Genomic DNA, 23,512 nt, shown 5'->3' with positions numbered 1-23,512 from the left:
CTGCTATCCATCCTCAGCCGTTGTGGGCGCGCAGGAGCAGCCTGTTTTCTCCTGACATGTGACGAAATCCCTTGAAACTCATCATTGTTGTTCTCTACGTTGCCTCCATTGCGTATGTACACCTGCGTGGTCGGGTGCGGCATAAGCTGGGCCGCCAACTCAGTGATCATTCGACCTTCCTGGCCCCGATCAACTGCTTGCTGTACCTGTGCTCCAGGTTACCCGGCCGTCCCTACCTGTCACCCAGTGACTTTCCTGACTTGAGCCCCCTTGAGGCGCATTGGAAGGAGATTCGCGAGGAGGGCCTGAACCTCATGCACATGGGTGAAATCAAGCGCTCGGACCAGTACAACGATGTAGGTTTCAACTCGTTCTTCAAGTCTGGCTGGAAACGCTTTTACCTGAAATGGTACGGCGAAAGCCATCCTTCGGCGATGAAACTGTGCCCGCGTACTACCGAGCTGTTGCAGGGCATCGGCTCGATCAAGGCGGCAATGTTCGCCGAGTTGCCACCGGGCTCCAAGCTGGTGCGCCACCGTGACCCCTACGCCGGTTCGTACCGTTATCACTTGGGTCTGGTGACCCCGAATGATCCGGGCTGCTATATCAATGTGGACGGCGAGAACTATTACTGGCGTGACGGTGAGGCCGTGATGTTTGACGAGACCTACATCCACTACGCCGAAAACACCACGCAGCAGAACCGCATCATCCTGTTTTGCGATATCGAGCGGACGATGAAATATCGCTGGGCTGCCAGGTTCAACCGTTGGTTCAGTCGTAACGTCATGGCCGCTGCAGGCTCGCCCAACGATGCAGGCGACAAGACCGGCGGGCTCAATCGCGCATTTAACCGGCTGTACAAGATTCGCTTGCGTGGCAAAGAGCTGAAAAAACGCAACCGCACACGTTACTACCTGGAAAAATGGGCGATCTTCGCGGCCCTGGCACTCATCTTCATACTGATTTGAAGTCGATTCGGGCGTTAGTCACTCCGGTGGCTTTGCGCCCAACTTTTCCCACATTTTTTTACTAATCTTCTGCCGATTGGCGTAGCCGGCCCAAGGATCAACCTTCAGCTCCTGCAAGCGTTGGTGCAGGTTGGCCACCGTCCATTGCTGAGCGCCGCGCAATCCCTTCAATTCCTCGCGACTGACCGGCACCGACACCGGCAGCCCAGGGCGTGCGCGCACCGAATAAGCCGCCACGGTGCTCGCGCCTCGTGCATTGCGCAGGTAATCGATAAAGATCTTGCCTACACGGTTTTTCGGCCCGGAGGTGGCGGTGAAGCGCTCGGGCAGTTGCTCGGTCATGAAATGGGCAATGGCCTTGGCAAAGGCCTTTACGCTGTCCCAGCCATCCCGCCGCGCCAGCGGTATGACCAGGTGCAAGCCTTTGCCGCCGCTGGTCTTGACGAAGGCTTCCAGCCCCAGCTCGTCGAGTACCGACAAGGTGAGCTGAGCGGCTTCCAGCATGGTTTTCCAGGGCAGCGCCGGGTCCGGGTCAAGGTCCAGCACAAACAGGTCCGGGGTTTCGATCTTGTCCGAGGTGGCGCCCCAGGTATGCAGTTCGAGGGTGCCCATTTGCACGGCCCCAATCAGCGCTTTTGTCGTGTCGATCTCCATCAGGCGCGCATGGCCTGGGTCCAGTGCCGGGTCCAGTTGCTTGATGTTCGGAATCGCCAGGCGCTCCGCGTGCTTCTGGAAGAACTGCTCGCCCTCGATGCCTTCCGGAGCCCTGAGCAGGGACACGGGGCGATGGCGCAGGAAGGGCAGGATCCATTCGCTGATGCCTTCGTAGAACTGCGCCAATTGCTGTTTCTGCGTGCCGCTTTGCGGGTCGATGACGCGGTCGGGGTGAGTGATCGTCACCCCGCTGGCTTTGCGGGCCGCCGGTGCTTTCAGGGTTTTGGCCGCGCGGGGCTGCTCCCGGATGACCTGCGCGGCGGGTTTGTCCGTGCGCAACCCCACAAACGCTGCCTGGCGTACCACGCCCTCTCGGGTCCATTGGGCAAACTGCACCTCGCCCACCAGTGTCGGCTCCACCCAATGTACGCCGCGCGCCTGGGCGCCGGTAAGCGGTTTTGCCAGGGGCGACGCGGTGCGTTCCAAAGGCTTGAGCCGGGCATGGATATTTTTCAGTGAGGCCTGGTCGAACCCGGTGCCCACGCGCCCGGCATAGACCAGCGCGCCATCGGCATGGACGGCCAGCAGCAGCGCACCAAAACCGCTGCGTGAGCCCTGGGGGAGGGTGTAGCCGACGATCACGAACTCCTGGCGCAGGCGGCATTTGAGCTTGATCCAATCGGTACTTCGACTGGAGACGTAGGGACTGCCCTTACGTTTGCCGATCACGCCTTCCAAGGCCAGCTCGCATGCGCTTTCGACAATATCGCGCTGGTTGGCGGCAAACGCCTCGGAGAAACGCAGCAATTTGCTGCGGCTGCCGGACAAGGCGTCTTTGAGCGCGGCGCGACGCTCCTCCAGTGGCGCCTGGCGCTGATCGCTGCCGTTTAAAAACGGCGCGTCGAACAGGTAGTAGACGATGTCCAGGCTGCGGCCGAGCTCAAAGGCATTTTGCAGCGCCTGGAAGTCCGGCAGGCCGTCGTCATTGAGGCTGACCACCTCGCCATCGAGCCAGCTGTCCTTGAGCTTCAGGGCCTGCAGGGCCTTGACCTGGCGTGGCAGGCGCTCGGTCCAGTCGTGGCCATTGCGGGTAAACAGGCGTACCTCGCCGTCGCGGATGCGGACGAGCATGCGGTAACCATCGAACTTGATCTCGTATTGCCAGTCGCCTTCGGGCGCACGGTCCACCAGGGTCGCCAGTTGCGGGGCGAACTGCTCGGGGAGGGCCGTTGCCCGCTTCTGTGGTTTGGCGCGAGGCCTGGTCTTGGGTTCACCGACCGAAGCGTCACTGAGCACGCTCTTTGGCTGGGCCTGGACGATATCGTATTCGGTGGCGGGGCGGGCCTGCTGGTCTTTTTCCTTGATCAGCAGCCACTGCTCCTTGTCGCCGCTGCCCTTGAGGCGCGTACGTACCAGCGCCCAATCACCGGAGAGCTTTTCACCGACCAGGGTGAACTTGAGTTTGCCGGCAGCGTAGGCCTTGTGCGGGTCGTCATGGGGTTGCCAGATGCCGCGGTCCCACACGATCACATCGCCGGCGCCGTACTGGCCGGCCGGGATGCTGCCCTCGAAACCGCCATAGCTCAGGGGATGATCTTCAACGTGCACGGCCAGGCGTTTCTGGCTCGGGTCCAGGCTCGGCCCCTTGGGCACTGCCCAACTGAGCAGCACTCCGTCAAGCTCAAGACGGAAGTCATAGTGCAGGTTGCGCGCAGCGTGCTTCTGGATCACGAAGCTCAGGGCCGATGCCTTGGGCTTACGACCCGGTGCGCGGCCTGCTGGCTCGGCGGTGACCTCGAAATCGCGTTTACGGTTGTATTCGCTCAGGGGCTTGGCCATGTGGTTCTCCCGCATACGTCAGGCTCAAGAGGCCTTTTTGCCGGTTTTTTTCGCGGCCGGTTTTTTCGTCGTCGGCTTGCCGGCCAGGCTGCGCTTGAGCAGCTCGGTCAGGTCGATCACATCGGCGGACTTGCGTTCCTCGCTGCCTTCCTGGGATTCGACGTCTTCGATCTTGCCGGCCTTGGCCTTCCTGGCCACCAGCGCCATGATCTTTTCCTGAAAGCTGTCGCGATATGCCTCGGGCTGCCAGTCGGCGCTCATGTCTTCCACCAGGCGCCTGGCCATGTCCAGCTCGCCCTTGGCCAGGCTGGGTTTGGTCACATCGCTGGGCAGTTCCAATTCATCCAGGCTGCGCACTTCAGCCGGCCAGCGCAGCATCACCAGCACCAGCGCCGACTCCAGGGGCATCAGTGCCGCCAGGTGTTGCTTGGTGTGCAACACCACATTGGCCAGGGCGACCTTGCGGGTTTTCTTCAAGGTTTCGCGCAGCAGTGCGTAGACCTTGCCACCGCGTTTATCCGGGGCCAGGAAGTAGGGCGTGTCGATGTTTTGCAGAGGGATCTGGTCGCTGGCGACGAACGCGATGATCTCGATGGTCTGGGTCGACTTGGGGTGGGCCGAGCGGATCTCGTCTTCGCTGAGTACCACATAGCGGCCTTTCTCAAACGCCACGCCCTTGACGATATTCTCCTTGGTGACCTCCTTGCCGGTGGCCTTGTTGATGCGCTTGTAGCCCACCGGGTCCATGCTGCGCTTGTCCAGCCAGTCGAAATCCACGCCCTGGGCGGACGTGGCCGAGACCAGCGATACCGGAATATGAACCAGGCCGAAACTGATGGCGCCTTTCCAGATTGCCCGTGGCATACGTGCGATTCCTTAACAAGAAGCTGTGTTCTGGTGACTCGAAGGCTGCGTGAAAAGTTTCGCCGGGCAGATGCGTGGACAGATCTCGTTACACCTGATCAGAAACTATTTAGTTACGAAAGCCGAACCCAGGGCGTAGCGTGGTATCGAAAGCACGTACTCCTCGCCCCAGAGAGGCTTTGTCATGAACAGCTGTGTGCGTCATCTCGCGGTGCTGGTGTTGGGCCTGGCACTTGGGCCAGTTGCCCTCGCGCAAAACCTGCCCGGCAGAAGCGATTCCAATACCGGCCCGATCCACCGGGCCAACCCCAACAGCATGCAGGGCACCCAGCCCAATACGCCGGCGGTGCGTGGTATTCAGACCGTGCCAACGCCGCGCACACCGACCCTGGAAAACGGTGGTATCGGCAATCGCTACCCGCAACGCGATGCGGCCCCCAGCCGTCCCGCCACCGAAACCAAAGCCCCCACCTATGATGCCAACGGCAATCGCCGGTAAGGACGCTGTCTTATGTTTATACGCAAAACCCTGCTCGCCACCCTGTGCGCCACCGCGCTGCTTGCGCAGACGGCCGTTTATGCCGCCGATGGGCAGCAGTTCCCCAGTGAACAAGGCAGCATCACCGCGACTCCGATTGCCAAAGGCCTCGATCACCCGTGGGCCGTGGCGTTTCTACCCGACCAGCAGGGTTTCCTGGTGACCGAGCGTCCGGGCCACCTGCGCTTTGTCAGTCCGGACGGCAAGCTGTCTGCGCCGTTGACCGGCGTGCCTGAGGTGTGGGCCAAGGGGCAGGGCGGTTTGCTCGATGTGGTGCTGTCGCCGGACTTCAAGCAGGACCGCATGGTCTACCTGACGTACGCCGAAGGCGGCGGCAAGGGCGGCACGGCCGGCACCGCAGTGGGTCGCGGGCGCCTGGCGCCGGACCTGAGTGGCTTGACCGATTTCAACGTGATCCTGCGCCAGGAGCCGAAACTCTCCACCGGCAACCACTTCGGTTCGCGCCTGGCCTTCGACCGCGATGGCTACCTGTTCGTGACCCTGGGGGAAAACAACGACCGCCAGACCGCCCAGGACCTGGACAAGCTGCAGGGCAAAGTCGTACGGATCTACCCGGATGGCCGCGTACCCGATGACAACCCGTTTGTCGGTCAAGCCGGGGTACGTCCCGAGATCTGGTCCTACGGCCAGCGCAATCCGCAGGGGCTGGCGCTGAACCCATGGAGTGGCACGCTCTGGGAAAACGAACACGGGCCGCGCGGCGGTGATGAAATCAACATTATCGAGCGGGGCAAGAACTACGGCTGGCCGCTGGCGACTCACGGCATCAACTATTCGCTCACACCGATTCCCGAGGCCAGGGGCAAGACCGCAGAAGGCACCGTGGCGCCCCATCATGTGTGGGAGAAATCACCGGCCATCAGTGGCATGGCCTTCTACGACGCCGACCGGTTCAAGGCGTGGCAGCACAACGTGTTCATCGGTGCGCTGGCCAGCCAGGAACTGATTCGTCTGCAGTTCGATGGCGACAAGGTTATCCATGAAGAGCGCTTGCTGGGCGGCTTGAAGGCACGCATTCGCGATGTGCGGCAGGGGCCGGATGGCTTTCTGTATGTGCTGACGGATGAGGACGATGGCGTGCTGTATCGAGTGGGCCTCAATCAGGATTGAGCAATGAACCGCAAGCTTGAAGTTTCAAGCTTGCGGCTTCAGTCAAAGCCCGAGTTCGGACAACCCCGGATGCTCATCCGGGCGCCGTCCCAGCGGCCAGTGGAACTTGCGCTCGCTCTCATTGATTGGCAGGTCGTTGATGCAGGCAAAACGATTGGCCATCAGGCCATTCTCGTCGAACTCCCAGTTCTCATTGCCATAGGAGCGGAACCAGTTACCCGAGTCGTCGTGCCATTCGTAGGCATAGCGCACGGCGATGCGGTTGTCGGTAAAGGCCCATAGCTCCTTGATCAGCCGATACTCCAGCTCCCTGGCCCATTTCCGGGTGAGAAAGCCCTTGGCCTCTTCGCGGTTATGGGCGAATTCGGCGCGGTTACGCCACTGCGTGTCCAGGGTGTAAGCCAGCGACACCCGATGCGGGTCGCGGGAATTCCAGCCGTCTTCGGCCAGGCGCACTTTTTCAATCGCCGATTCACGGGTAAACGGCGGCAAGGGCGGACGTGTTTCTGCGGTAGATGACATCAGGCGGCTCCTCAAAACCATACAGCGTTATCGAAAGTTGCCAGGCGGGTGCGTTCACAGTCCCAATAACGTTCGCGCCATGCATTGCGCATTATCGGCAGCTGTTGAATCACCCATGACCAGGGCAACGGTAATGGCGCCATCGATCAGGATCAGCAGTTGCGCGGCCTGCCGTTCGGGGTCGGGGGTACCATGTGCTTGGCACAGTTCGAGTGCGTACTCGAACAGTTTCTGTTTATGGGCCTTGGCCAGCAGGCGGACCGGGTCGTGCGGGTCGCCGGTTTCGCCACTGGTGTTGATAAAGGCGCAGCCGCGAAAATCCGCCGAGCCGAACCAGGCCTTGAGCGCGTCGAACAGCGCGAGCAAGCGTGCGCCGCTGCCATCGACGCGCTCCACTTCGGCGCGCAGCCAGTGCATCCAACGCTCGTCACGGCGCTGCAGGGCCGCGATCACCAGCTCATCTTTATTGGCGAAGTAACGGTAAATGCTTTTTCGCGAGACGCCGGCGGTTTTCACCAGGAAGTCCATGCCGGTGGCGGCGATGCCGTGGCGATAGATCAACTTCTCGGTGACGTCGAGGATAATGTCGCGGGTTTCATTAGGGGTCATATCGTTCATGGCTGCTAAAGTAGAACGATCGTTCTTCTTGGTCAACAGGAATTTTACTCTCTGCCACTGCGAGACCTGAGCACCCCCATGGTGTAAGCTCGGGGCCTCTTCGGATTCGACCCATTGCGAGCCTTATGCCGTCGTTCTTCAAACGCTCCCTGTTGCCCAAACTGCGCGGTTTTCCCCTGCCCCCCGACGCCATTGACGTGCTGTCCGGCGCTGACGCGTTCCGTCGCTGCCTGCTGGAGAACATCGCCACGGCCACCCGCCGCATCTACATCGTCGCGTTGTACCTGCAGCAGGACGAGGCAGGGCAGGAGATCTACGACGCCCTGCACGCCGCCAAGGCCGCACGGCCGGAGCTGGACATCGTGGTGGTGGTCGACTGGCTGCGCGCCCAGCGCGGGCTGATCGGTGCCGGCAAGCAACCGGGCAACAGCGCCTGGTACCAGGCCATGACGCAGCGCCATGCCAGTGAAGTGCCGGTGTACGGCGTACCGGTGCAAACCCGCGAGCTGTTCGGCGTGCTGCACCTCAAGGGCTTCGTGATCGATGACAGCGTGTTGTACAGCGGTGCCAGCCTGAACAACGTGTACCTGCACAAGTTCGATAAATACCGCTTTGACCGTTACCACCTGATCCACAGCCAGCCCCTGGCGGATTCCATGCAGCACTTGGTGGAACACGGCCTGGTGGCCTCCAAGGCCGTGCACCGCCTCGACCTGCCCAACCCGCCGACCACCCGCAGCCTGCGCAACGACATCGGCGACCTGCGCAGCCGTCTCAAGCACGCGGCCTACGACACCACCGCAGGGCAGTTGCCCAACGGCCACCTGTCTGTCAGCCCGTTGCTCGGCGTGGGCAAGAACAACCCGTTGAACCGCGTGATCCTCGAACTGATCGCCAGCGCCCAGCACCAACTGACCATCTGTACGCCGTACTTCAACCTGCCGCTGCCGGTGACCCGGGAGATCAACCGCGCCCTGGCGCGTGGGGTGAAGGTAGACATCATCGTCGGCGACAAGACCGCCAACGATTTCTACATCCCGCCCAGCGAACCCTTCAAGGTGATCTCGGCACTGCCGTACCTGTACGAAATCAGCCTGCGCCGTTTCGCAAAACGCCATCAACCGGTGATCGACAGCGGCCAGTTGAACCTGCACCTGTGGCGCGACGGCGACAACACCTACCACCTCAAGGGCATGTGGGTCGATCAGCGCTACACCTTGCTCACCGGCAACAACCTCAACCCACGGGCGTTTCGTCTCGACCTGGAAAACGCCTTGCTCGTCGATGACCCCCAAGGCCAGTGGCTGGAGCCGCGACGCACGGAGCTGGCGCAGATCTTCCAGCACACCACGCGGATCGAGCGTTACCAGGACTTGCAAACCCTGGTGGATTATCCGCAGGCGGTGGGCAAGTTCCTGCGTCGCGTCAGCCGGGTGAGGATTGAGCGATTGCTGTACCGAATCCTTTAAGCCGCCTTGTGAAATCATCAGCAATGCAATCGTAGAGGGTATCGGACAGTTCCTATATCCAGCCTGGGATAAGCGTCTTTAGATTGCCTCTCACCGTTCACGGATGGACGGATCCATTCTTAATGGACTCATCCGAGAGAGCGATGACTATGTTGATGCTACTGCCTCACAGCCGCCCATCCGTTCCGGAGTTTCCCACCCCACCCAGCGCAGTGCCTGCTGCGCCTGATCCCATACCGACTCAACCACCCACCCTGCGCAGGCGGCGATCCACTGCCGATGCAACGCCGGCCGCGGCTGGCCCGTGGACGCGACTGCCTCCCCGGGATCAGGCGCGCACTGCCGCCGCCGACACTCAGTTGGCTGAGCGCGTTGCCGCCGCTGAAAGCAGCGGCTACACGATGGTCGAGGTGCCGCCGGACAGCAGTCCGGGCCTGGCAACGCGCTTGTACCAACACCTGCTGAACCGGCCAGCGTTGCAACAGTGGATTGCCGAGCAGCGCCTTGAGCCTGCGACCCTGACCTTTCACCGCGATCATATCGAGGGCTACGCCAACCATAATGGTGTACGCAGCGCCGTCAGATTCAGCCTGACCGATAACTCCGGCTGGAACGAAGTTTCCCGCACCCTGAGGCCGATTCGAGAACTGCTGGACCCCTCGGACCAGGGGCTGCCTTTTATCGGGCCAGACGACGCATTGTGGCTGCCGCGCCAAGGGGTCGGCCACATCACTGCCGGCAACCTTGAGCAGACCTGGCAAGTGATCAGCGAACTGGAGGAGCGCCTTGCCCTGGCCGATCGCCTTGAAGCAGAACTTGAAGAACTGCCGGACACTGCGCGTACGGACTGGTCGGATCATGAGACCGAGCTTTCACCGGCATCGTCATTGCCCCGGCATAGCCAGGCTGCGGTGGAGCGTTTGCAGCGGTTTGTCACGTGCCCGCAAATGGTTCGCCTGCTGGAGCAGGAGGGCTTCGCCTGGGCCGGTGCGCCATTCAGGGTGTCTGAAGGCAGGCTTGAGCGCCTGAGTCCGGTAGGCGGTTGGGTGAATCTGACCCGCTACGTGGAAGCCGTACCGGAACTGAACGATGAGTTCGAGGCACTGGCGGCGCTCAGCGTGCCCTTGGGCAACGCCCTGTACTCGACGCCACGCTACGACATGCGCCAGCTCCTGGATTTCAAGGGCTTGGGCTCGGCGCGTACCGTGAGTGAAACGCGCAACCTGGTTGCCTGGTTGCGCACTGCCTTGCCAACGCCGCCGCCATTGGGGGACTACGGCGCGTTGTTGCCCCAGGAGTGGAAGCCGGGCACCTTGACCGCAGACGATCAAAAGCACATGGGCACCATGGCCGACATCCGCCTGCGCGGTCCCCTGGCTCGTGGGTTCAGCGCATTGTCCGGGGTCACATTGCAGGCGTTGCAGGCCGACCCGCAGGCTCACCTGGACAGGCTGCTGGACGGCCCGGATGCCTTGGCGTTCGGCGAGCAAATGGCTGGCGCGCTGCGCTGGCAGGTGGGCCAGGGCGCTAACTCGACGCTGCCCAGGACGCTGCTCCAGCAACTGGTAACCGCCGCGATCAAGCTGCACGTCGATCCCTCGATGTCCGACAAGCCCGGGGAAGTGGCGGGCTATCCGATCTACCAGCCGACGAACATGGGGCGCTCGTTCAGTCAGGTACGCCGTGACATCGAGCGCCACCTTCAGCACAACAAAGGCCTGGACCCCAAGCTGGCGGTGTTGGCTGCCCACGTGTGCCTGGCGCAGGCGGCGCCGGAAATGCTCGTGCGCGATGTGCCCGAGTCCGTGAGTATCGGCACGCCGGCCTGGATGGAGCTGCGCCTGGGCTGCGCATTGGCCGATCACAATGCGCCAGGGACGTCGAGGATGATGAATGAACAGCAGGTCACCGACTTGACCACCCTGGAACCCGTCAGTGACGCGCAGGCGACGCTGATGCAACTCAATGCCTTGAAAGTCATCGCTGATTGGGGGGTGTTGAACGGCTGTATCAGGCAGCGCAGTGACAGTGGATACTCGTCGGGGGATATCCAGGAGGCTGCGCGGGTATTTTTCCGCCAGCGTGAAGACGTCGCCACCGCCTTCACGACTGCGAGCAGTGAACTGCCGACGCGCAAGGCGCTGGCGATCAAGGAATTGCTACGCGTGTTTCCTGGTATCACCCAGGCCGAACTGGAAGGCATGACCGTGCATGTGGCCAGTGCAGAGGATCGTCGCAACCTGCCGGTCTCGGAACCGCGCACCCGCTCGTTGGTGGAGACCTATATGACCGGCGACCTGGCACCGGGCAAATGGGTGCTCAGTGACGACATGCCTGCTTTCCCCGCGACGGCGAAAACGCCTTACCACCACGCGCGGGCACCCCAGGTAACCGAGGCGGCGCGGGCCAGGCTCGATACACGTATTCGCCGTCTGCCCGAGCTGGATAAGTTGCTGGAAAACTCGGTGCTCCAGCACCGGAAAAAGCTCCAGGACGCATACGCCACCAAGCTTAAGCTGATGTTTGCCGAGTTGCCTCTGGAGGATCGCAAGTTGCTGGAACTGGGCAAGGTCGAACTTTTCACCTTGCGCCGGGAAACCGGGAAGATCCAGGCCGAGGAGACCGACGCACTCAAAGACGCCAGCAGGGCGCGCCACGGCACCCTGATGCGCGTTGAGCATGGACCCACGGTCGTGCATTTCGAGGTGTTCGCCAACGGCAAGATCATCAAGCGTACGGATCTACCCGACGCGATGGAGCTCGACGGCGTCATTCACCGCGAGGGTTTTCCATCACCCCATGGCCCGGTGTATTTACCGGTGGTACGCGGCGCGCAGATGAACCTTGATTTGGACGCCTATGCCAACGGTTCCCATCCTGATCCCAACCCAGCATTCCAGGCGGTGATCGTGTCGGCGTTGGGCGGCGCATTTGCTGCGCGAGAATTACCGCCCAGCCATACGCCGGAATCGTTCGTCCCGGACACCTACAGTTCGCGAAAAACAGCGAGCATCGTCAACAGGATCGCCCAGGACAACTTTTACGAGCCCGCCGAAAGCATGTTGCAACGCGCAAGCGAGTCACTGCCGCTGGAGAAGCACCGTGAAGCGCGGGCACGCGATCATGCCTTTCTACTGGGGTTCGTGCCGTTCGTGGGGGCGTATCAGGAGTTCAAACAAGGCAATATCAGCGCAGGTCTGGCCAACCTGGCACTGGATGTAGTCGGCGTGGCCATTGGTGCGGGTAGCCAGGCCCGGGCGCTGATCCGCTCGGCCAGGGCCCTGGTGCCCAGCCGCCTGACCCAGCTTGTTACACGACTCAAGCCATCGGCGATTGCAGTGCCCCAGGTGAAAGCTGGAGCGAGTTTCAGCGATCGAGCATTTGACTTCATCAAGCAGTCCGGTTTGTTTACCAGTGCGGCGCTGAACCCGCTGGATGGTTACCCGCAGATGATCAATGCCGCGACCAAGGGACTGGTAAAACTGCCGGCGTTGCTGGCGGGTGGGGCAATGAAGTGGGGCAAGACGGTCCCGCATCTGGTGACCGCCGAGGAGAAGTTGCGTGCGTATCTGCTGATTGCAGCCGGGCAGGCGAGCGGCACGGAGGCGCCCGTGGTGACACCGACAGCGGGCAAGGCGGGGCGTTATCGGGAGGTCGACGTGCACGCCACGCCATACAACGGCCGCTGGTATGCGATTGACCCGCGCAGCGGCGCGCCTTTCGGCACGCCACTGAACGGCTTCCAGCCAACCCGTTGAGCCGACGACCTCCCGCGCCAGGCGCGGGAGGCCGTATCAGTTCAGGCCCAGCTTGCCGCGCAGGGTCGACAGGTCTTCGGCCAGGGTGTTGACCGGACCTACCAGCGCCTTGCGGTCGTTTTCCTTGACCTTGTCGTAGGTCTGGAAGCCGCCGTCCTTGGTCTTGTACTTGGCCAGGATCTTGTCCACGCTGGCGAAGTTCTTGTCGACCTTGGCCAGGAAAGCCTTGTCCTGTTTCTCGATCTGGCCACGGAACAGGTCGACGATTTTCTTCGCACCGTCGATGTTGCCCTGGAAATCATACAGGTCGGTGTGGCTGTAGCGGTCTTCTTCACCGGAGATCTTGGTGGCGGCAACTTCTTCCAGCAACGCAGCGGCACCGCCGACGACTTTCTCCGGCGGGAAGGTCAGGCCGTCGACACGGGTTTTCAGGTCGTTGACGTCAGTGTTGAGCTTGGCCGTCAGGGCTTCCAGGCCTTTGGTGGTGTTCTGGGAGAACAGCGCGTACTCGATGCGGTGGAAACCGGTGAAGTCTTCGGCGGTCACGCCTTTTTCGTGGTCATCGACCCGGGAGTCAATGGACGCATCCAGGTCGCTGAACAGCTCGGCGATCGGCTCGATGGACTCATAGTGCACGCGGGTCGGCGCGTAGAGCTTCTTGGCGGTGGCCAGGTCGCCCTGGTTGATGGCGTCGGTGAACGCCTGGGTCTGGGTGACCAGCTCGCCGATTTCTTCGGTGACGTAGATCTTGTAGTCCGACACCGGGCCTACCAGGTCCAACGGCGCGGTAGCGGCAAACGCTGCCAGCGGCGAAAGGGTCATTAACAACGACAACGCGATAGTCGACTTCTTCATGGGACGTGTTCCGCTCTGGTTTGTTTTAGGTGTGGGCAGTGGTTTGAAAAGGCGTTGCAGCGAGCAGCGTGCGCCCGATGAAATCCTTAGGTCCGGTGACCCCCGGCAAGGTGAAGAAATACCCGCCGCCGACCGGCTTGAGGTATTCCTCCAGGGGTTCGCCGTTGAGCCGGGTTTGCACGCTGATAAAGCCTTTCTCCAGGTCAGCCTGGTAGCAGATGAACAACAGCCCCATGTCCAGCTGACCGTTTTTATTGACGCCGTTGGAGTAGTTGAACGGCCGACGCAGGATCAGGTTGGCCTGGGTCTGCGGGGTGCGCGGGTTGGCCAGGCGGATATGGGCATCGAGCTTGGTCAGCTTGCCTTCCGGGTCCTTGCTGTAGTCGGGCACCTGGGATTCTTTCTGGCCATCCATGGGCGCGCCGCTGGTCTTCACACGGCCGATGATGCTTTCCTGCTCCTGCAGGGGCGTGCGGTCCCAGCGTTCGACGAAGTTGCGGATGATGCGCACCGCCTGGTAGCTGCCATGGGCCGCCCAGCTCGGTTCGTCGCTGCCGGGTTGGACCCACACAATCTGGTCCATGGCCTTGTTGTCGTTGGAGTTGGGGTTGGCCGAGCCGTCGCGGAAACCCAGGAAGTTGCGCGCGCTTTGTGCCGGTTCGCCGGGTTTGGCCGGTGCCTGGGGCGGCACGCTGCCTTCCTGCTTCCAGCGCACCAGCAGCAGGTCGGGCAGGTTTTTCACGATGTCGCGCAGGGCGTGGATATTGGTGTCCGGGGTGTTGGAGCTGAATTGCAGGCTCAGGTCGCCGTGGCACTGCGCCGGTTCCAGCGCATCGTTGGGGAAGCCCACCATGCGGATCAGGCGCTTGGGTTTGACGGCGGCCAGGCCGAAGCGCTCATCGAACAACGATGCGCCGACGGACACTGTGATGGTCAGGTTATCCGGCGTGACCACCGGGCCGAGGATGCCGGAATCGGTGGGCGGCAGCTTCGGGTCGACCTGGGGTACGGTGCCGCCGGTCATCAGGAAGCCGATGCGTTCGTTCAAGGTGCGGAACAGGCGCTCCAGGTCTTCGCGGTCGCTGGCCAGGACGTCGAACGCCACGAGCATGCCGCAGGCCGGGCGTGGGGTGACGATGCCGCTCTGGTGCTGGCCGAAAAAATCGTGGTGGTCCTGGGTCTTGTCGCTGCGCGGTGCGGTGGTGACTTGCTCGGCGGCGGCCGCCATGGCCGGGCAGGTCAGGGTGCTGCCGGCAATGGCGGCACCGGTGGCGGCCATGCCCAGGAGGACACGGCGACGTTGTGCTGAAAACTGTTCTGAATCACTCATGTGTGCGGTCGTCTTCACTGCAGGCCGGAAAGGCCAAGGGCGGGGTCGATTCCATCGAGTGCGGCGGCCAGAGCCTTGGCCTTGTCGGCGATCTGCTTGCGCTGATCGGCGGTAACGCTGTCATACGTGGCGTAGCCCTTATCGAGCTTGAAACCCTGGAGCTCGGCATCGAAGGCGGCGAGGGCGCTGTCGACTGTCGGCAGCAGGTCGGCGGCGGACTTGGTCAGCAGCGGACGCATCAGTTCGACCACCTTGTGCGCGGCCTCCAGGTTGGCGGCGAAACCATTCAGGTCGACATGGCTGTAGCGCTCTTCTTCACCGCTGATGGCGCGTACATCCGCCAGGCTGTTGAGGTTGCGCACCACGATGCTCACCAGTTGTTCCGGCGGCAGTGACTGTGCCAGCAACTGCTGTTTGAGGCGGGTGACATCGGTGACCAGGCGCTGCGCAATCGGCCCCAGGCCATCAAGGCTGCGTTGCTGGAACAGGCTGTATTCGAGGCGATGGAAGCCGCTGAAGGCCGGGTCTTGCTCACGTTTTTCAAAGTAATCGGCCCGGGCGTTGATGGCGTTGTCCAGCTCGGCCAGGCGCTGCGAGGCCGGGGCCAGGCGTTGGTAAGCCTCACGGGCCGGCACGTACAGCGCTTGCGCCTGAGCCAGGTCACCGGCGTCGATCGCCTGTTGCAGGGCGGTCACGGCCTTGACCAGGGCACTGCCCTGGCTGCTCAGGTACACGCGAAACTCCGACAGCGGGCCGATAAACGCCACCATCGACGGCTTGGCCTTGGCCTGTGCGTCGGATTCTGCGGTTGGCGTCACATGCAGGGTGCCGCGCGGGTTGCTCAGCAGGCCGCAGGTAATTGCATAGTCGCCTGGCAGCAGGTTGGCGTTGATCACCTGGCTCAGGCCGGGGGCGATGTTTTCGCGCTCTTCGACCACCAGCACGCCGTCGAGGATTTCCCACTCCACCGCCCGGTCAGAGCGGTTGATGATGCGAAAGCTCGCACGGCCGGCCGGCACCGTCAGTGCATTGGGCTCGCAGGCATGCCCATGGATGGTCACGGCGATTTCATCGTGGTTGGTCTGGCGCTTGCTGGCCGCCAGTTGCGAGGCGTAATAGAACAGGCCACCGGCGGCGATCATCACGACCACCGAGCCGGCTACCGCCCAGCGCAGGGCGCGGGGGGGCGAAGCGGGTTGAGGCGTTGGGTTGGACAAGAGACGGTCCTTACTGGCTGGAAACGGAAGAAGGGCTGGCGGCAGGCTTGGGCGGTGCCGCGGGCAGGAAAAACATCACCAGCGCCACCACCAGATACATCAGATAGGCGCCCAGGGTGCTGACGGTCGGCGCTTCCTGATAGCCGAACATGCCGGCCAGTACCGAACCGAGCGGGCTGTCCATCGGCAGCTCGGCGCTGAAATCGAACAGCACGGTCTGCCAGTGGTTCCACACGCCGGCTTCATGCAGGGCTTGCACCGAATTGGCGAGGATGCCGGCGGCGACCACGAGGATGAACAGGCCGGTCCAGCGGAAAAATGCACCGAGGTTCAGGCGCATGCTGCCGGTGTAGATCAGGAAGCCGACGATGATCGCCAGGACCAGGCCGAGCAGGGCGCCAATCGGTGCGCCTGGGCCTTCGCTCTGTTGGAACACCGCCAGCAGGAAGAACACGGTTTCCAGGCCTTCACGAGCGACGGCGAAGAACACCATGAGGATCAACGCCGTGACCTGGTGTTTGGAACCGGTCAACGCCTGATCGAGGGAGGCATGCAGCGAATGTTTGATGGAGCGCGCGACCTTGCGCATCCAGAACACCATGGAGCTGAGGATGCCCACGGCGACCAGGCCGACGATGCCTTCGAACAATTCCTGCTGTTTCTGCGGAAACTCGGCACTGACCAGTTCAAGGCCACCGCCCACCAGCAAGGCCAGGGCCGCGGCGAGGAACACGCCGATCCACACCGCCGGCATCCACTGGCCGCGGCCGGTTTGTTGCAGGTAACTGGCGATGATGCCGACGATCAGCGCGGCTTCAATGCCTTCGCGCAGCATGATTAAAAAGGGAACAAGCATCGGGCACCGCAGCTTAAGTAGATAGGAAGCTAAGTTGTAACATAATGATACTCATTGCTAAACAGGAAAACTTGACGTTTGCTGAACAATGGCTGAACGGTGGTGGCGAATCGCAAGCCACCTTATGATGCGCGGCATCGATAGCGCCGCCGGATTGCCCAACCTCCCATGTCGGAAAAAGACACCATCTCCATCCATCTCGTGCGCGAGGCCTTGTTGCAGAGCTGCGCACCGGGGCCGGCCACCGTCGAAGCCTTGAGCAAGGTCGGGATCGATCCAGCATTGCTGGAGCAACCCGACGCCCGGGTTCCGGCCACCGCCTACGCCCGTTTGTGGCGTCTGCTGGCCAGGCGCATGGACGATGAGTTCTTCGGCATGGACCCGCGCAAGCTCAAGTCCGGTAGCCTCGAGTTCCTTTGTCGCGCCGCCATTGCACAGCCCAGCCTGGCATCGGGCCTGCACACCGGCCTGGGGTTCCTCTCGCTGATGCTGGAACACCTGCCAGCCCAGCTGGTGCGCCAACAGAGCCTGGCGGAAATTGTGTTGCAAGAACCCGAGCCAGCGCCCAAGCGCGCATTCACCTATTTCACCTACTGGATGATCGTGCACGGCGTCGCCTGCTGGCTGGCAGGCCGGCGCATCCCGATCCTGGCCATCGAACTGCGCTGCCCGCAGCCGGACTTTTGCGATGACTACCAGGTGATGTTTTCCGACAACCTGCGTTTTGATCGGCCACGCACGCGGATGATCTTCTCCGCCGACTGCCTCGACCTGCCGATCAAGCGCAGCCCGGAAGAACTCAAGCGCTTCCTCGCCCATGCGCCGGCCAACATCCTGGTCAAATACCGCAACCCCGACAGCCTGGCTACGCGCATCAAGCACGACCTGCGGCAAATGCCTCCCGACACCTGGCCTGAAACCGAGGGCCTTGCGGCCACGCTGTGTATCTCCGCTTCCACGCTGCGCCGCCGCCTGGCGGAAGAAGGGCAGAGCTACCAGGGACTCAAGGACAGCGTGCGCAAGGAGTTGGCGATTGTCTGGCTGGCCGAACCGCAGATCAGCTTTGCCGAGATCGCGGCGCGGTTGGGGTTTGCCGATACCAGTTCGTTTTATAAGGCGTTTCGCAAGTGGGTGGGGTCCAATCCTGGGCATTACCGCAGTTTGATCCTGGGGGAACCTCGTTGAGTCGCGCACAGGCTGCTGGCGGCCAGGACTTTTCCGATCCCATCCATTCATGTTCCGGGGCAGGGTAGACACTCTTCAATCGTGAAAGCGAGTTCTCCTGATGTCCAAGGTCGTTGCTACGCCTGAACCTGTTGCAGTGGGTTTGCCATCCACGGCCGCCGGGATTCAGCCAGATCGTTCCCCAGAGGTCATCCGTCCGGAGCCTTTGCTGCGCCCTTCGACGCTGGTTCATCACATTCCAGGCCAATTGCAGGGCATCAGCGATTTTTCGCAAGCCCTGCTCGACACGGCGATACTGGAAGCCAGAAATAAGGAACGCTGGATCGCTGCCCTGGAGCACCACGTGCAGGGCAAGGCGGATCAGGACACTATCGACCTCGCCGAGATCCGCTTTTCAAGCGTCACGAGATCCACGCTGGCGACCGATGTACAGCGTGGGCGCAAGGCCCTGGCCGCTTTGGCAAATCGTCCCGGCATGCAGGCGGCCTTGGAAAAATATGGAATCGACAGCCAGACTGCCCATCTACGCATCTTCGATGGACGCTTGGAGGTATTGGACAGTGCAGGGCGCTGGATCGATTTGAGCGACTCTGTATCCGCCCGGCCAGGCTTGAAGAAACGCTTCGACACGCTGTTGGACATGGCGCAAACCACCGGACATATTCTGCACTCCACGGGCGAAGTCGATGCATTGCAGATGCTGCGCGTGACGCTGCCCAACGCCGACGGGCAGGATGTCCCGCGCTCGGCCAAGGTCATTCGCAACCTGATTGGCTGGCAGCGCCATCCGCTTCCCTCCAGCCCGCCGATGGGCAACTATACCGGGCCCTGGCTGGCGCTGGACTCGCCGCTGAAACTCAGCCAGCAAGACCGCCAAACGCTGGTTGGGTCCTTTGAACGCTTCGTCGGCCCGCAGTGGCTGGATAAGCAGCCGCCTCTTTCCGGAGACGTCGATGCGCACATCCTTGGGCGGTTACGCAGCCAGAAGAATCTCAATGTGTACCGCCAGCACCGCTTGCTGGAAGGGCTGAACGCTCCCCACGATGGTTGGCGCAAACAGCAGCTCAATCAGTTGCAGGTTACCGCCCATCTGTTGCGTATTGATCCGCACCTGGGGCAGCAGAGAAATCACGTGGCGGGGTATGACCTGTACTCGCTGCAAAATGCCGGGCTCAAGATGGCCGATGCCCGCGAAGACCTGCACATGCACCTGGTGCACCGCAAAGGCGTGAGTCCGGACGCCGTGGAGGTTGTCAGCCATCTATTCCTGGCGACTGTCGCGCCGGAGTTTCTGGTGCGGGATATCCCCGACACCGTGCATATCGGTTCTCCCGCCTGGCTGGTGTTGAGGAAAACCGTTGCCCTGCTTGAAGCCCACGCGCCAGGATCGAGTCGGACCCTGACCTATGCTCAAGTGCTGGAGCGCGCGGCTCTCCAGCCTCCAACACCCGCACTGGTGCCGTTGTTCCAGGCGGCCGAGGCAGATCCGTTGCTGGATTGGGGCGTGCTCAATGGCGTGATCGCGGGCCGTGCCGATGACCGTTACACCGTGGAAGATCTGCGCAAGAGCGCGGGCAAATACAAGGACTATATCGAGACCACTCAAAAGGCCACTGCGGTCCTGCAGACCCCTCCCGTGACGCGCAGAGCCTTGGCCCAGGCGGACCTCAAGGCGGTGTTCCCAGGGCGGGACTTGGATAAGCCCGTGCAGAGAGATACCTATCCGATGCCTTTTTTCATGGCTGATCCCTCCCATGAATTGAGCTTGATCGACCTGCATATGATGGGGGCGTTGAAGAACGGTGGGTATGCGCAAAAAGTGGCCAACGGCCCCTTTGGCGGGACTACGGCAGACATAGGTAGAGAGCTCGCCGACCTGCAGGCGGGTTTTAATCGGCTTCGGTTTACCAAAGACATGCTCGACCGCTCGGTAAAGTCGGAGGTCGACACGTTCACCTCAGCCATCACCACACGTCTCAAGGACCTGTTCAGCAAAATGCCCTATCAGGACCGACAGCTGCTGGAGCGAGAAGAACTGACGTTTTACCGGGTCGAGGGCGAGTCCATCACCGCCGAAGGAAAGGCCATCAGCGGTGCGGCGGAACAAACGGAGCGGGTAAAGGGGCGCTATGGTTTTATCGTCCAGGCGGGACAGGGTGACAATGCGAAATGTTTTGAGTTTTGGCCCTTGAGGGGCGAGTACTTCGAGCGTCCCGATTTCCTCAAGGCACTGGCCCGAGGCGAAGCGCAGGTGCCCCGTGTGTGGGTGACGAAACTGCAATCCCACGCGGACGGCCATGGGGCCAGGGAGTCCCAGGTACAGATACGCGCCCTGCGCGAGACCCTGCCGGCCGGCAGCGGGCGCGGATCATTGGCAGACGGCGGATACTTTTCGCAGAAAACCAGGGATTTTGCCGCCTATGTGCGGCGCCATGACCTGGTGCTCAATCGCCAGGAACTGCTGGACTCCGCCATGGGCACGACGCCGCGTGAGCGTTTCGAGGCGCGCACGCAGGAAGCGGTCAAGACCATTGAAGACCTGCTTATTCCGTTCAAGGGATGCTACGACGACATCGCCTCCGGGCGCGTGAAGACCGAGCTGGGCGCGCTCACCGGCTGTGCGCTCGACGCCGTGATGATCGGCTCCGTGGTCGCTGGCGAGGTTGTGGAAGGGGCGCAGGCTGTCAGTCGGGCAGAGACTGCCTTGTCCAAGATGTCGGCGGCCACCAGAGCGTTTGGTGCGCTGAGCAATAACCTGTTCAACCCTGTTGCGGGTTTGGAGCAGCCGTTACAGGCAGGCTACGAATGGTTGAGCAGCCGCCCTGTGTTTCGTCTTGGCAGGCCGCTGGGGGAGCTCCGTGCGACCTGGAAGACCGCGATGAAGGAGCAACTGGGCGCGCCGCCTTTTGCCACCGAGCGTCCCCGGAAAATGCGCAGGCCTTCCGTTGACGGTGAGCAACCGCGTCCGCACGACCCGGCTCGACTGCCCACCCTGGAGACCGCCGAAGCGCCCGCCGCGACAAGCCCTCTTGAGCAAAGCCGCCAAGCCATTGAACGAGCACTGCCCATCGCCCGGGAGCGACTCCATGGTGCCTTGAGTGCGTTGTCTGATCCTGAGTTCGAGAAAGACCTCAAATTCGTGTGCAAAACCTTCTTCGGCGCGGATTCCGAGGAGGTCGTGGCTGCCTTTACACGCAAGCAGCGCACCATGAAAGTGGACTTGGACAAGCTGGATCTTTCCAACATCAACTTCCTCGAAAACGAAGGCTCGGAGTGGCAGGCCCAGCTCCTGCCGTCGTCCTATAGCCGTTACAAAGCAGGCTATCGCCAGGAAAAATACATAGAGGTGAATGTGAACGGCGCCACGGACTATTACCGCAGCATGGGGAGTAGCGACGATGCCATGGCCAACACACTGATCCATGAGCAGGCCCATGGTTTTCCCGGTGATGAGGATTATGTCTATTCCGGCGCGATCAAAGGCGGACGCGAGGACATTGCAGACCTGCTCAACCTGGGGAACACCACGGACCCCAAGCACTTTCGCCACTTGGGTGACGAGGTGAAGGAGGCGACCTTGAGCTTGTTCGCCAAGGCGCCCCAGGCGCATAACGCCGATTCGACCCTGTTCGGCATTGCGTTGCTGGACCAGGCTAAAAACAACGTAAGCGCTCCATAAACCCCACCTGTTCAAAAATAGGCGGCGCGCTTAGCTAGGCGATGCGGGCGAACAGTTCCACGGCAGCAAGGCTTCGTAATCTTCAACCGAGGTTGCCTGTGGCAGGCGCTCAAGGGCGTGGCGCAGCCACGCATAGGGCTCTTGGCCGTTGGCTTTAGCCGTCTCGACCAAACTGTAAAGTTGAGCGCTGGCCGTCGCGCCTTTGGGCGTGTCGCTGAACAGCCAGTTCTTGCGCCCGATCACGAAGGGCCGGATCGCACGCTCGGCCGCATTGTTGTCGATCGGCAAATATCCGGCTTCGGTGTAGCGCACCAACTTGATCCAGTTGCTGGCCAAGTAGCTGATGGCTTTGCCCAGTGCATTTTGCGCCGTCACTTGTGGCTGGGTTTTCTCCAACCATGTTTGCAATTGGGCCAACACCGGCAAGCTGTTTTGCTGTCGGCTTTCGTGGCGATGTTCATCGCCGACTTCTTTTAAATCTCGCTCGATACCGTACAGCTTGTTGATCAGATTCAGGGCGATATCGGCACGCCCGGTTTTACCTTTAGGCTGCACCTTTTGCGCCTCGACAAACTTGCGTCGTGCATGGGCCCAACAGCCTAAACGTTCGACACCGGACTGCGCGCCCAAGGCGTTGTAACCAACATAATCGTCGGTCATCAGGTAGCCGCGATAACCTTCGAGCAGGCGCGACGGAACCTCCTGCGCCCGGCTGGTCGAGTAGTCAAAAAGGATCACAGGCTGATTAGGCGGTCCGCCGGTTTGCACCCACATCCAGGATTGACTGGTCGGCTCTCGATCAGGCTCTTTCATCACCTGTACACGCGTTTCGTCGCAGTGGATGATGCGACTTCCCAGCAGTCGATCCCGCATCAAGTTGAGCAAGGGTTGCAGGTGTTCGCCGCACTGGATAACCCAGCGCGCCAAGGTCTGGCGTGGGATATCGATACCGTGGCGGCCCAGCACTTTTTCGAAGCGGTGAAGCGGTAAGCCATCGACGTATTTGGTCGTCAGCAGCATCGCCAGGACACTTGGGCTGGCCATGCTTTTTTCAATCAGTTGAGCGGGCTTGTCCGCGGTAACCGGTGCGGTCTCGCAATCGCGGCAACCGTAGATCTTGCGGACATGTTTGATCACACGGATTTGCATCGGCACGATCTCCAGCTGCTCGCTGATTTCCTCACCAATGGTGTGCTTGCGGCAACCGCAGGCGCAGGTCAGTTCGTGCTCGGGCAGTTCGTGGATGACGTCGATGCGCGGAAGATCGGCGGGCAGAGGCTTGCGTTTACCGCGATGTTTGGTCGGAGCGACAACCTCTTCTTCCACCGTTTCGTCGACAGACTCGGCCACGCTTTCAACTTCGTTGAACAAGGCCATTTGCGGGGTCGCGGGATCGGCTGTCTGCTCTGACTTACGCCCGAAAAGGCGCTGACGCAACAACGCGTTTTCTTCTTCGAGATGAACGATCTTGCCCTTATCCGACTCGCGCTCACTCAGCATTTGCTCAAGCAGTTGCTTGAGCAAAGCAGGGTCGTCAGGAAGGTCTTTGGGCATGGAAATCATGCCCTGGATTATACCGAATCAGGCGACAAATCGAGGCGTCAAAACTTGATGCGGGCGGTTGCGCCACAAATCAAAACCATCCAATAACCAGTTGAGTTCTTGAACCGTCAGCACGATGGCTTCATCCGAACAATCCGGCGATGTTTTGAAGCGCTCGGACTCCAGCCGCTTTAGCCAAAGGCAAAAACCGTTACGCTCCCAATACAAAATTTTCACTCGGTTTCGAGGCTTGTTGAGGAACACGAAAAGTACCGGGTCAAACACCGCGACCTTAATGTCCAGTTCGACCAGAGCGGCTAGGCCATCGATGGATTTTCGGAAGTCGACGGGTTTGGGGTAGAGATAGACTTTTTCGACTTTTGCGTCGGGACGCATCATGAGGTGCTGGCTCCGGAAAGGAATCGGGAGCACAGCATCGGGGATCAGATGGTGACTTTGAATGTGGGGTTCATGGAGCGCTTAC

At 61.4% G+C, this 23,512-nt stretch carries 17 protein-coding genes; 7 read left to right on the top strand and 10 right to left on the bottom strand.

Annotation, left to right across the window (positions count from 1 at the left end; translation table 11 throughout):
• The first annotated feature begins 71 nt into the window (after positions 1-71).
• Positions 72-971 carry a lipid A hydroxylase LpxO gene (gene lpxO, locus B9N88_RS30990; protein WP_027607896.1) on the top strand — a complete coding sequence of 300 codons (900 nt, stop codon included), beginning with the start codon at positions 72-74 and terminating at the stop codon, positions 969-971.
• Positions 972-989: 18 nt separating this feature from the next.
• On the opposite strand, the gene ligD is transcribed toward lpxO, so the two are convergent.
• Together ligD and B9N88_RS30980 are read right to left on the bottom strand one after the other, a co-directional pair.
• A complete protein-coding gene (ligD, locus tag B9N88_RS30985; protein WP_027607895.1) occupies positions 990-3,464 on the bottom strand; it encodes a DNA ligase D in 2,475 nt (824 codons plus the stop codon).
• 24 nt (positions 3,465-3,488) lie between these two features.
• Positions 3,489-4,328, bottom strand: a complete 840-nt coding sequence (locus B9N88_RS30980) for a non-homologous end joining protein Ku (RefSeq protein ID WP_027607894.1) — start codon at positions 4,326-4,328, stop codon at positions 3,489-3,491.
• A gap of 184 nt (positions 4,329-4,512) precedes the next feature.
• Between B9N88_RS30980 and B9N88_RS30975 the strand changes: the two genes are divergently transcribed.
• On the top strand, positions 4,513-4,827 hold the full coding sequence (locus B9N88_RS30975) for a hypothetical protein (protein ID WP_027607893.1): 315 nt from the start codon (positions 4,513-4,515) through the stop codon (positions 4,825-4,827).
• A 12-nt stretch (positions 4,828-4,839) separates the two neighbouring features.
• On the top strand, positions 4,840-5,997 hold the full coding sequence (locus B9N88_RS30970; RefSeq protein WP_027607892.1) for a PQQ-dependent sugar dehydrogenase: 1,158 nt from the start codon (positions 4,840-4,842) through the stop codon (positions 5,995-5,997).
• Between the two features lie 42 nt (positions 5,998-6,039).
• Here B9N88_RS30970 and B9N88_RS30965 read toward each other — a convergent pair whose 3' ends face one another.
• Positions 6,040-6,519 carry a nuclear transport factor 2 family protein gene (locus tag B9N88_RS30965; protein WP_027607891.1) on the bottom strand — a complete coding sequence of 160 codons (480 nt, stop codon included), beginning with the start codon at positions 6,517-6,519 and terminating at the stop codon, positions 6,040-6,042.
• A 54-nt stretch (positions 6,520-6,573) separates the two neighbouring features.
• On the bottom strand, positions 6,574-7,137 hold the full coding sequence (locus B9N88_RS30960) for a TetR/AcrR family transcriptional regulator (RefSeq protein ID WP_027607890.1): 564 nt from the start codon (positions 7,135-7,137) through the stop codon (positions 6,574-6,576).
• 125 nt (positions 7,138-7,262) lie between these two features.
• On the opposite strand from B9N88_RS30960, the gene pssA reads away from it, so the two are divergent.
• Positions 7,263-8,606 (top strand): CDP-diacylglycerol--serine O-phosphatidyltransferase, encoded by a 1,344-nt coding sequence (gene pssA / locus B9N88_RS30955; protein WP_027607889.1) that lies wholly within the window; start codon positions 7,263-7,265, stop codon positions 8,604-8,606.
• A gap of 359 nt (positions 8,607-8,965) precedes the next feature.
• On the top strand, positions 8,966-12,364 hold the full coding sequence (locus tag B9N88_RS30950) for a hypothetical protein (protein ID WP_027607888.1): 3,399 nt from the start codon (positions 8,966-8,968) through the stop codon (positions 12,362-12,364).
• A gap of 36 nt (positions 12,365-12,400) precedes the next feature.
• On the opposite strand, the gene efeO (B9N88_RS30945) is transcribed toward B9N88_RS30950, so the two are convergent.
• The 4 genes from efeO (B9N88_RS30945) to efeU are packed head-to-tail and all read right to left on the bottom strand — an operon-like array spanning position 12,401 to position 16,622.
• Positions 12,401-13,219 (bottom strand): iron uptake system protein EfeO, encoded by an 819-nt coding sequence (gene efeO / locus B9N88_RS30945; protein ID WP_027607887.1) that lies wholly within the window; start codon positions 13,217-13,219, stop codon positions 12,401-12,403.
• A 25-nt stretch (positions 13,220-13,244) separates the two neighbouring features.
• Entirely contained in the window at positions 13,245-14,549 is a 1,305-nt protein-coding gene (gene efeB / locus B9N88_RS30940) for an iron uptake transporter deferrochelatase/peroxidase subunit (RefSeq protein ID WP_027607886.1), read from the bottom strand.
• A gap of 14 nt (positions 14,550-14,563) precedes the next feature.
• On the bottom strand, positions 14,564-15,766 hold the full coding sequence (gene efeO, locus B9N88_RS30935) for an iron uptake system protein EfeO (RefSeq protein WP_027607885.1): 1,203 nt from the start codon (positions 15,764-15,766) through the stop codon (positions 14,564-14,566).
• Positions 15,767-15,776: 10 nt separating this feature from the next.
• Positions 15,777-16,622 (bottom strand): iron uptake transporter permease EfeU, encoded by an 846-nt coding sequence (gene efeU / locus B9N88_RS30930; RefSeq protein ID WP_027607884.1) that lies wholly within the window; start codon positions 16,620-16,622, stop codon positions 15,777-15,779.
• A gap of 168 nt (positions 16,623-16,790) precedes the next feature.
• Between efeU and B9N88_RS30925 the strand changes: the two genes are divergently transcribed.
• Positions 16,791-17,807 (top strand): AraC family transcriptional regulator, encoded by a 1,017-nt coding sequence (locus B9N88_RS30925; protein ID WP_027607883.1) that lies wholly within the window; start codon positions 16,791-16,793, stop codon positions 17,805-17,807.
• 100 nt (positions 17,808-17,907) lie between these two features.
• Complete coding sequence (locus tag B9N88_RS30920) at positions 17,908-21,486, top strand: hypothetical protein (protein WP_143491284.1); 3,579 nt, start codon at positions 17,908-17,910, stop codon at positions 21,484-21,486.
• Positions 21,487-21,516: 30 nt separating this feature from the next.
• On the opposite strand, the gene B9N88_RS30915 is transcribed toward B9N88_RS30920, so the two are convergent.
• Entirely contained in the window at positions 21,517-23,049 is a 1,533-nt protein-coding gene (locus B9N88_RS30915) for an IS66 family transposase (protein ID WP_027604575.1), read from the bottom strand.
• Positions 23,050-23,067: 18 nt separating this feature from the next.
• Complete coding sequence (tnpB, locus tag B9N88_RS30910) at positions 23,068-23,427, bottom strand: IS66 family insertion sequence element accessory protein TnpB (protein ID WP_019412232.1); 360 nt, start codon at positions 23,425-23,427, stop codon at positions 23,068-23,070.
• Positions 23,428-23,512 lie beyond the last annotated feature (85 nt).

The organism is Pseudomonas sp. LAMO17WK12:I1 (genome assembly GCF_900177315.1).
GTDB lineage: Bacteria > Pseudomonadota > Gammaproteobacteria > Pseudomonadales > Pseudomonadaceae > Aquipseudomonas > Aquipseudomonas marginalis.
Note: the sequence above shows the minus strand (reverse complement) of the source record. Positions and strands in the feature narration are given on the sequence as shown.

Bases quoted from the DNA above. Each gene is read 5' to 3' on its own strand.
- ligD (WP_027607895.1), bottom strand. From the start codon at position 3,464: ATGGCCAAGCCCCTGAGCGAATACAACCGTAAACGCGATTTCGAGGTC.
- B9N88_RS30925 (WP_027607883.1), top strand. From the start codon at position 16,791: ATGTCGGAAAAAGACACCATCTCCATCCATCTCGTGCGCGAGGCCTTG.
- B9N88_RS30920 (WP_143491284.1), top strand. From the start codon at position 17,908: ATGTCCAAGGTCGTTGCTACGCCTGAACCTGTTGCAGTGGGTTTGCCA.
- efeO (WP_027607887.1), bottom strand. From the start codon at position 13,219: ATGAAGAAGTCGACTATCGCGTTGTCGTTGTTAATGACCCTTTCGCCG.
- B9N88_RS30980 (WP_027607894.1), bottom strand. From the start codon at position 4,328: ATGCCACGGGCAATCTGGAAAGGCGCCATCAGTTTCGGCCTGGTTCAT.
- efeB (WP_027607886.1), bottom strand. From the start codon at position 14,549: ATGAGTGATTCAGAACAGTTTTCAGCACAACGTCGCCGTGTCCTCCTG.
- B9N88_RS30915 (WP_027604575.1), bottom strand. From the start codon at position 23,049: ATGATTTCCATGCCCAAAGACCTTCCTGACGACCCTGCTTTGCTCAAG.
- efeU (WP_027607884.1), bottom strand. From the start codon at position 16,622: ATGCTTGTTCCCTTTTTAATCATGCTGCGCGAAGGCATTGAAGCCGCG.
- B9N88_RS30960 (WP_027607890.1), bottom strand. From the start codon at position 7,137: ATGAACGATATGACCCCTAATGAAACCCGCGACATTATCCTCGACGTC.
- B9N88_RS30970 (WP_027607892.1), top strand. From the start codon at position 4,840: ATGTTTATACGCAAAACCCTGCTCGCCACCCTGTGCGCCACCGCGCTG.
- pssA (WP_027607889.1), top strand. From the start codon at position 7,263: ATGCCGTCGTTCTTCAAACGCTCCCTGTTGCCCAAACTGCGCGGTTTT.
- tnpB (WP_019412232.1), bottom strand. From the start codon at position 23,427: ATGATGCGTCCCGACGCAAAAGTCGAAAAAGTCTATCTCTACCCCAAA.
- B9N88_RS30965 (WP_027607891.1), bottom strand. From the start codon at position 6,519: ATGTCATCTACCGCAGAAACACGTCCGCCCTTGCCGCCGTTTACCCGT.
- B9N88_RS30975 (WP_027607893.1), top strand. From the start codon at position 4,513: ATGAACAGCTGTGTGCGTCATCTCGCGGTGCTGGTGTTGGGCCTGGCA.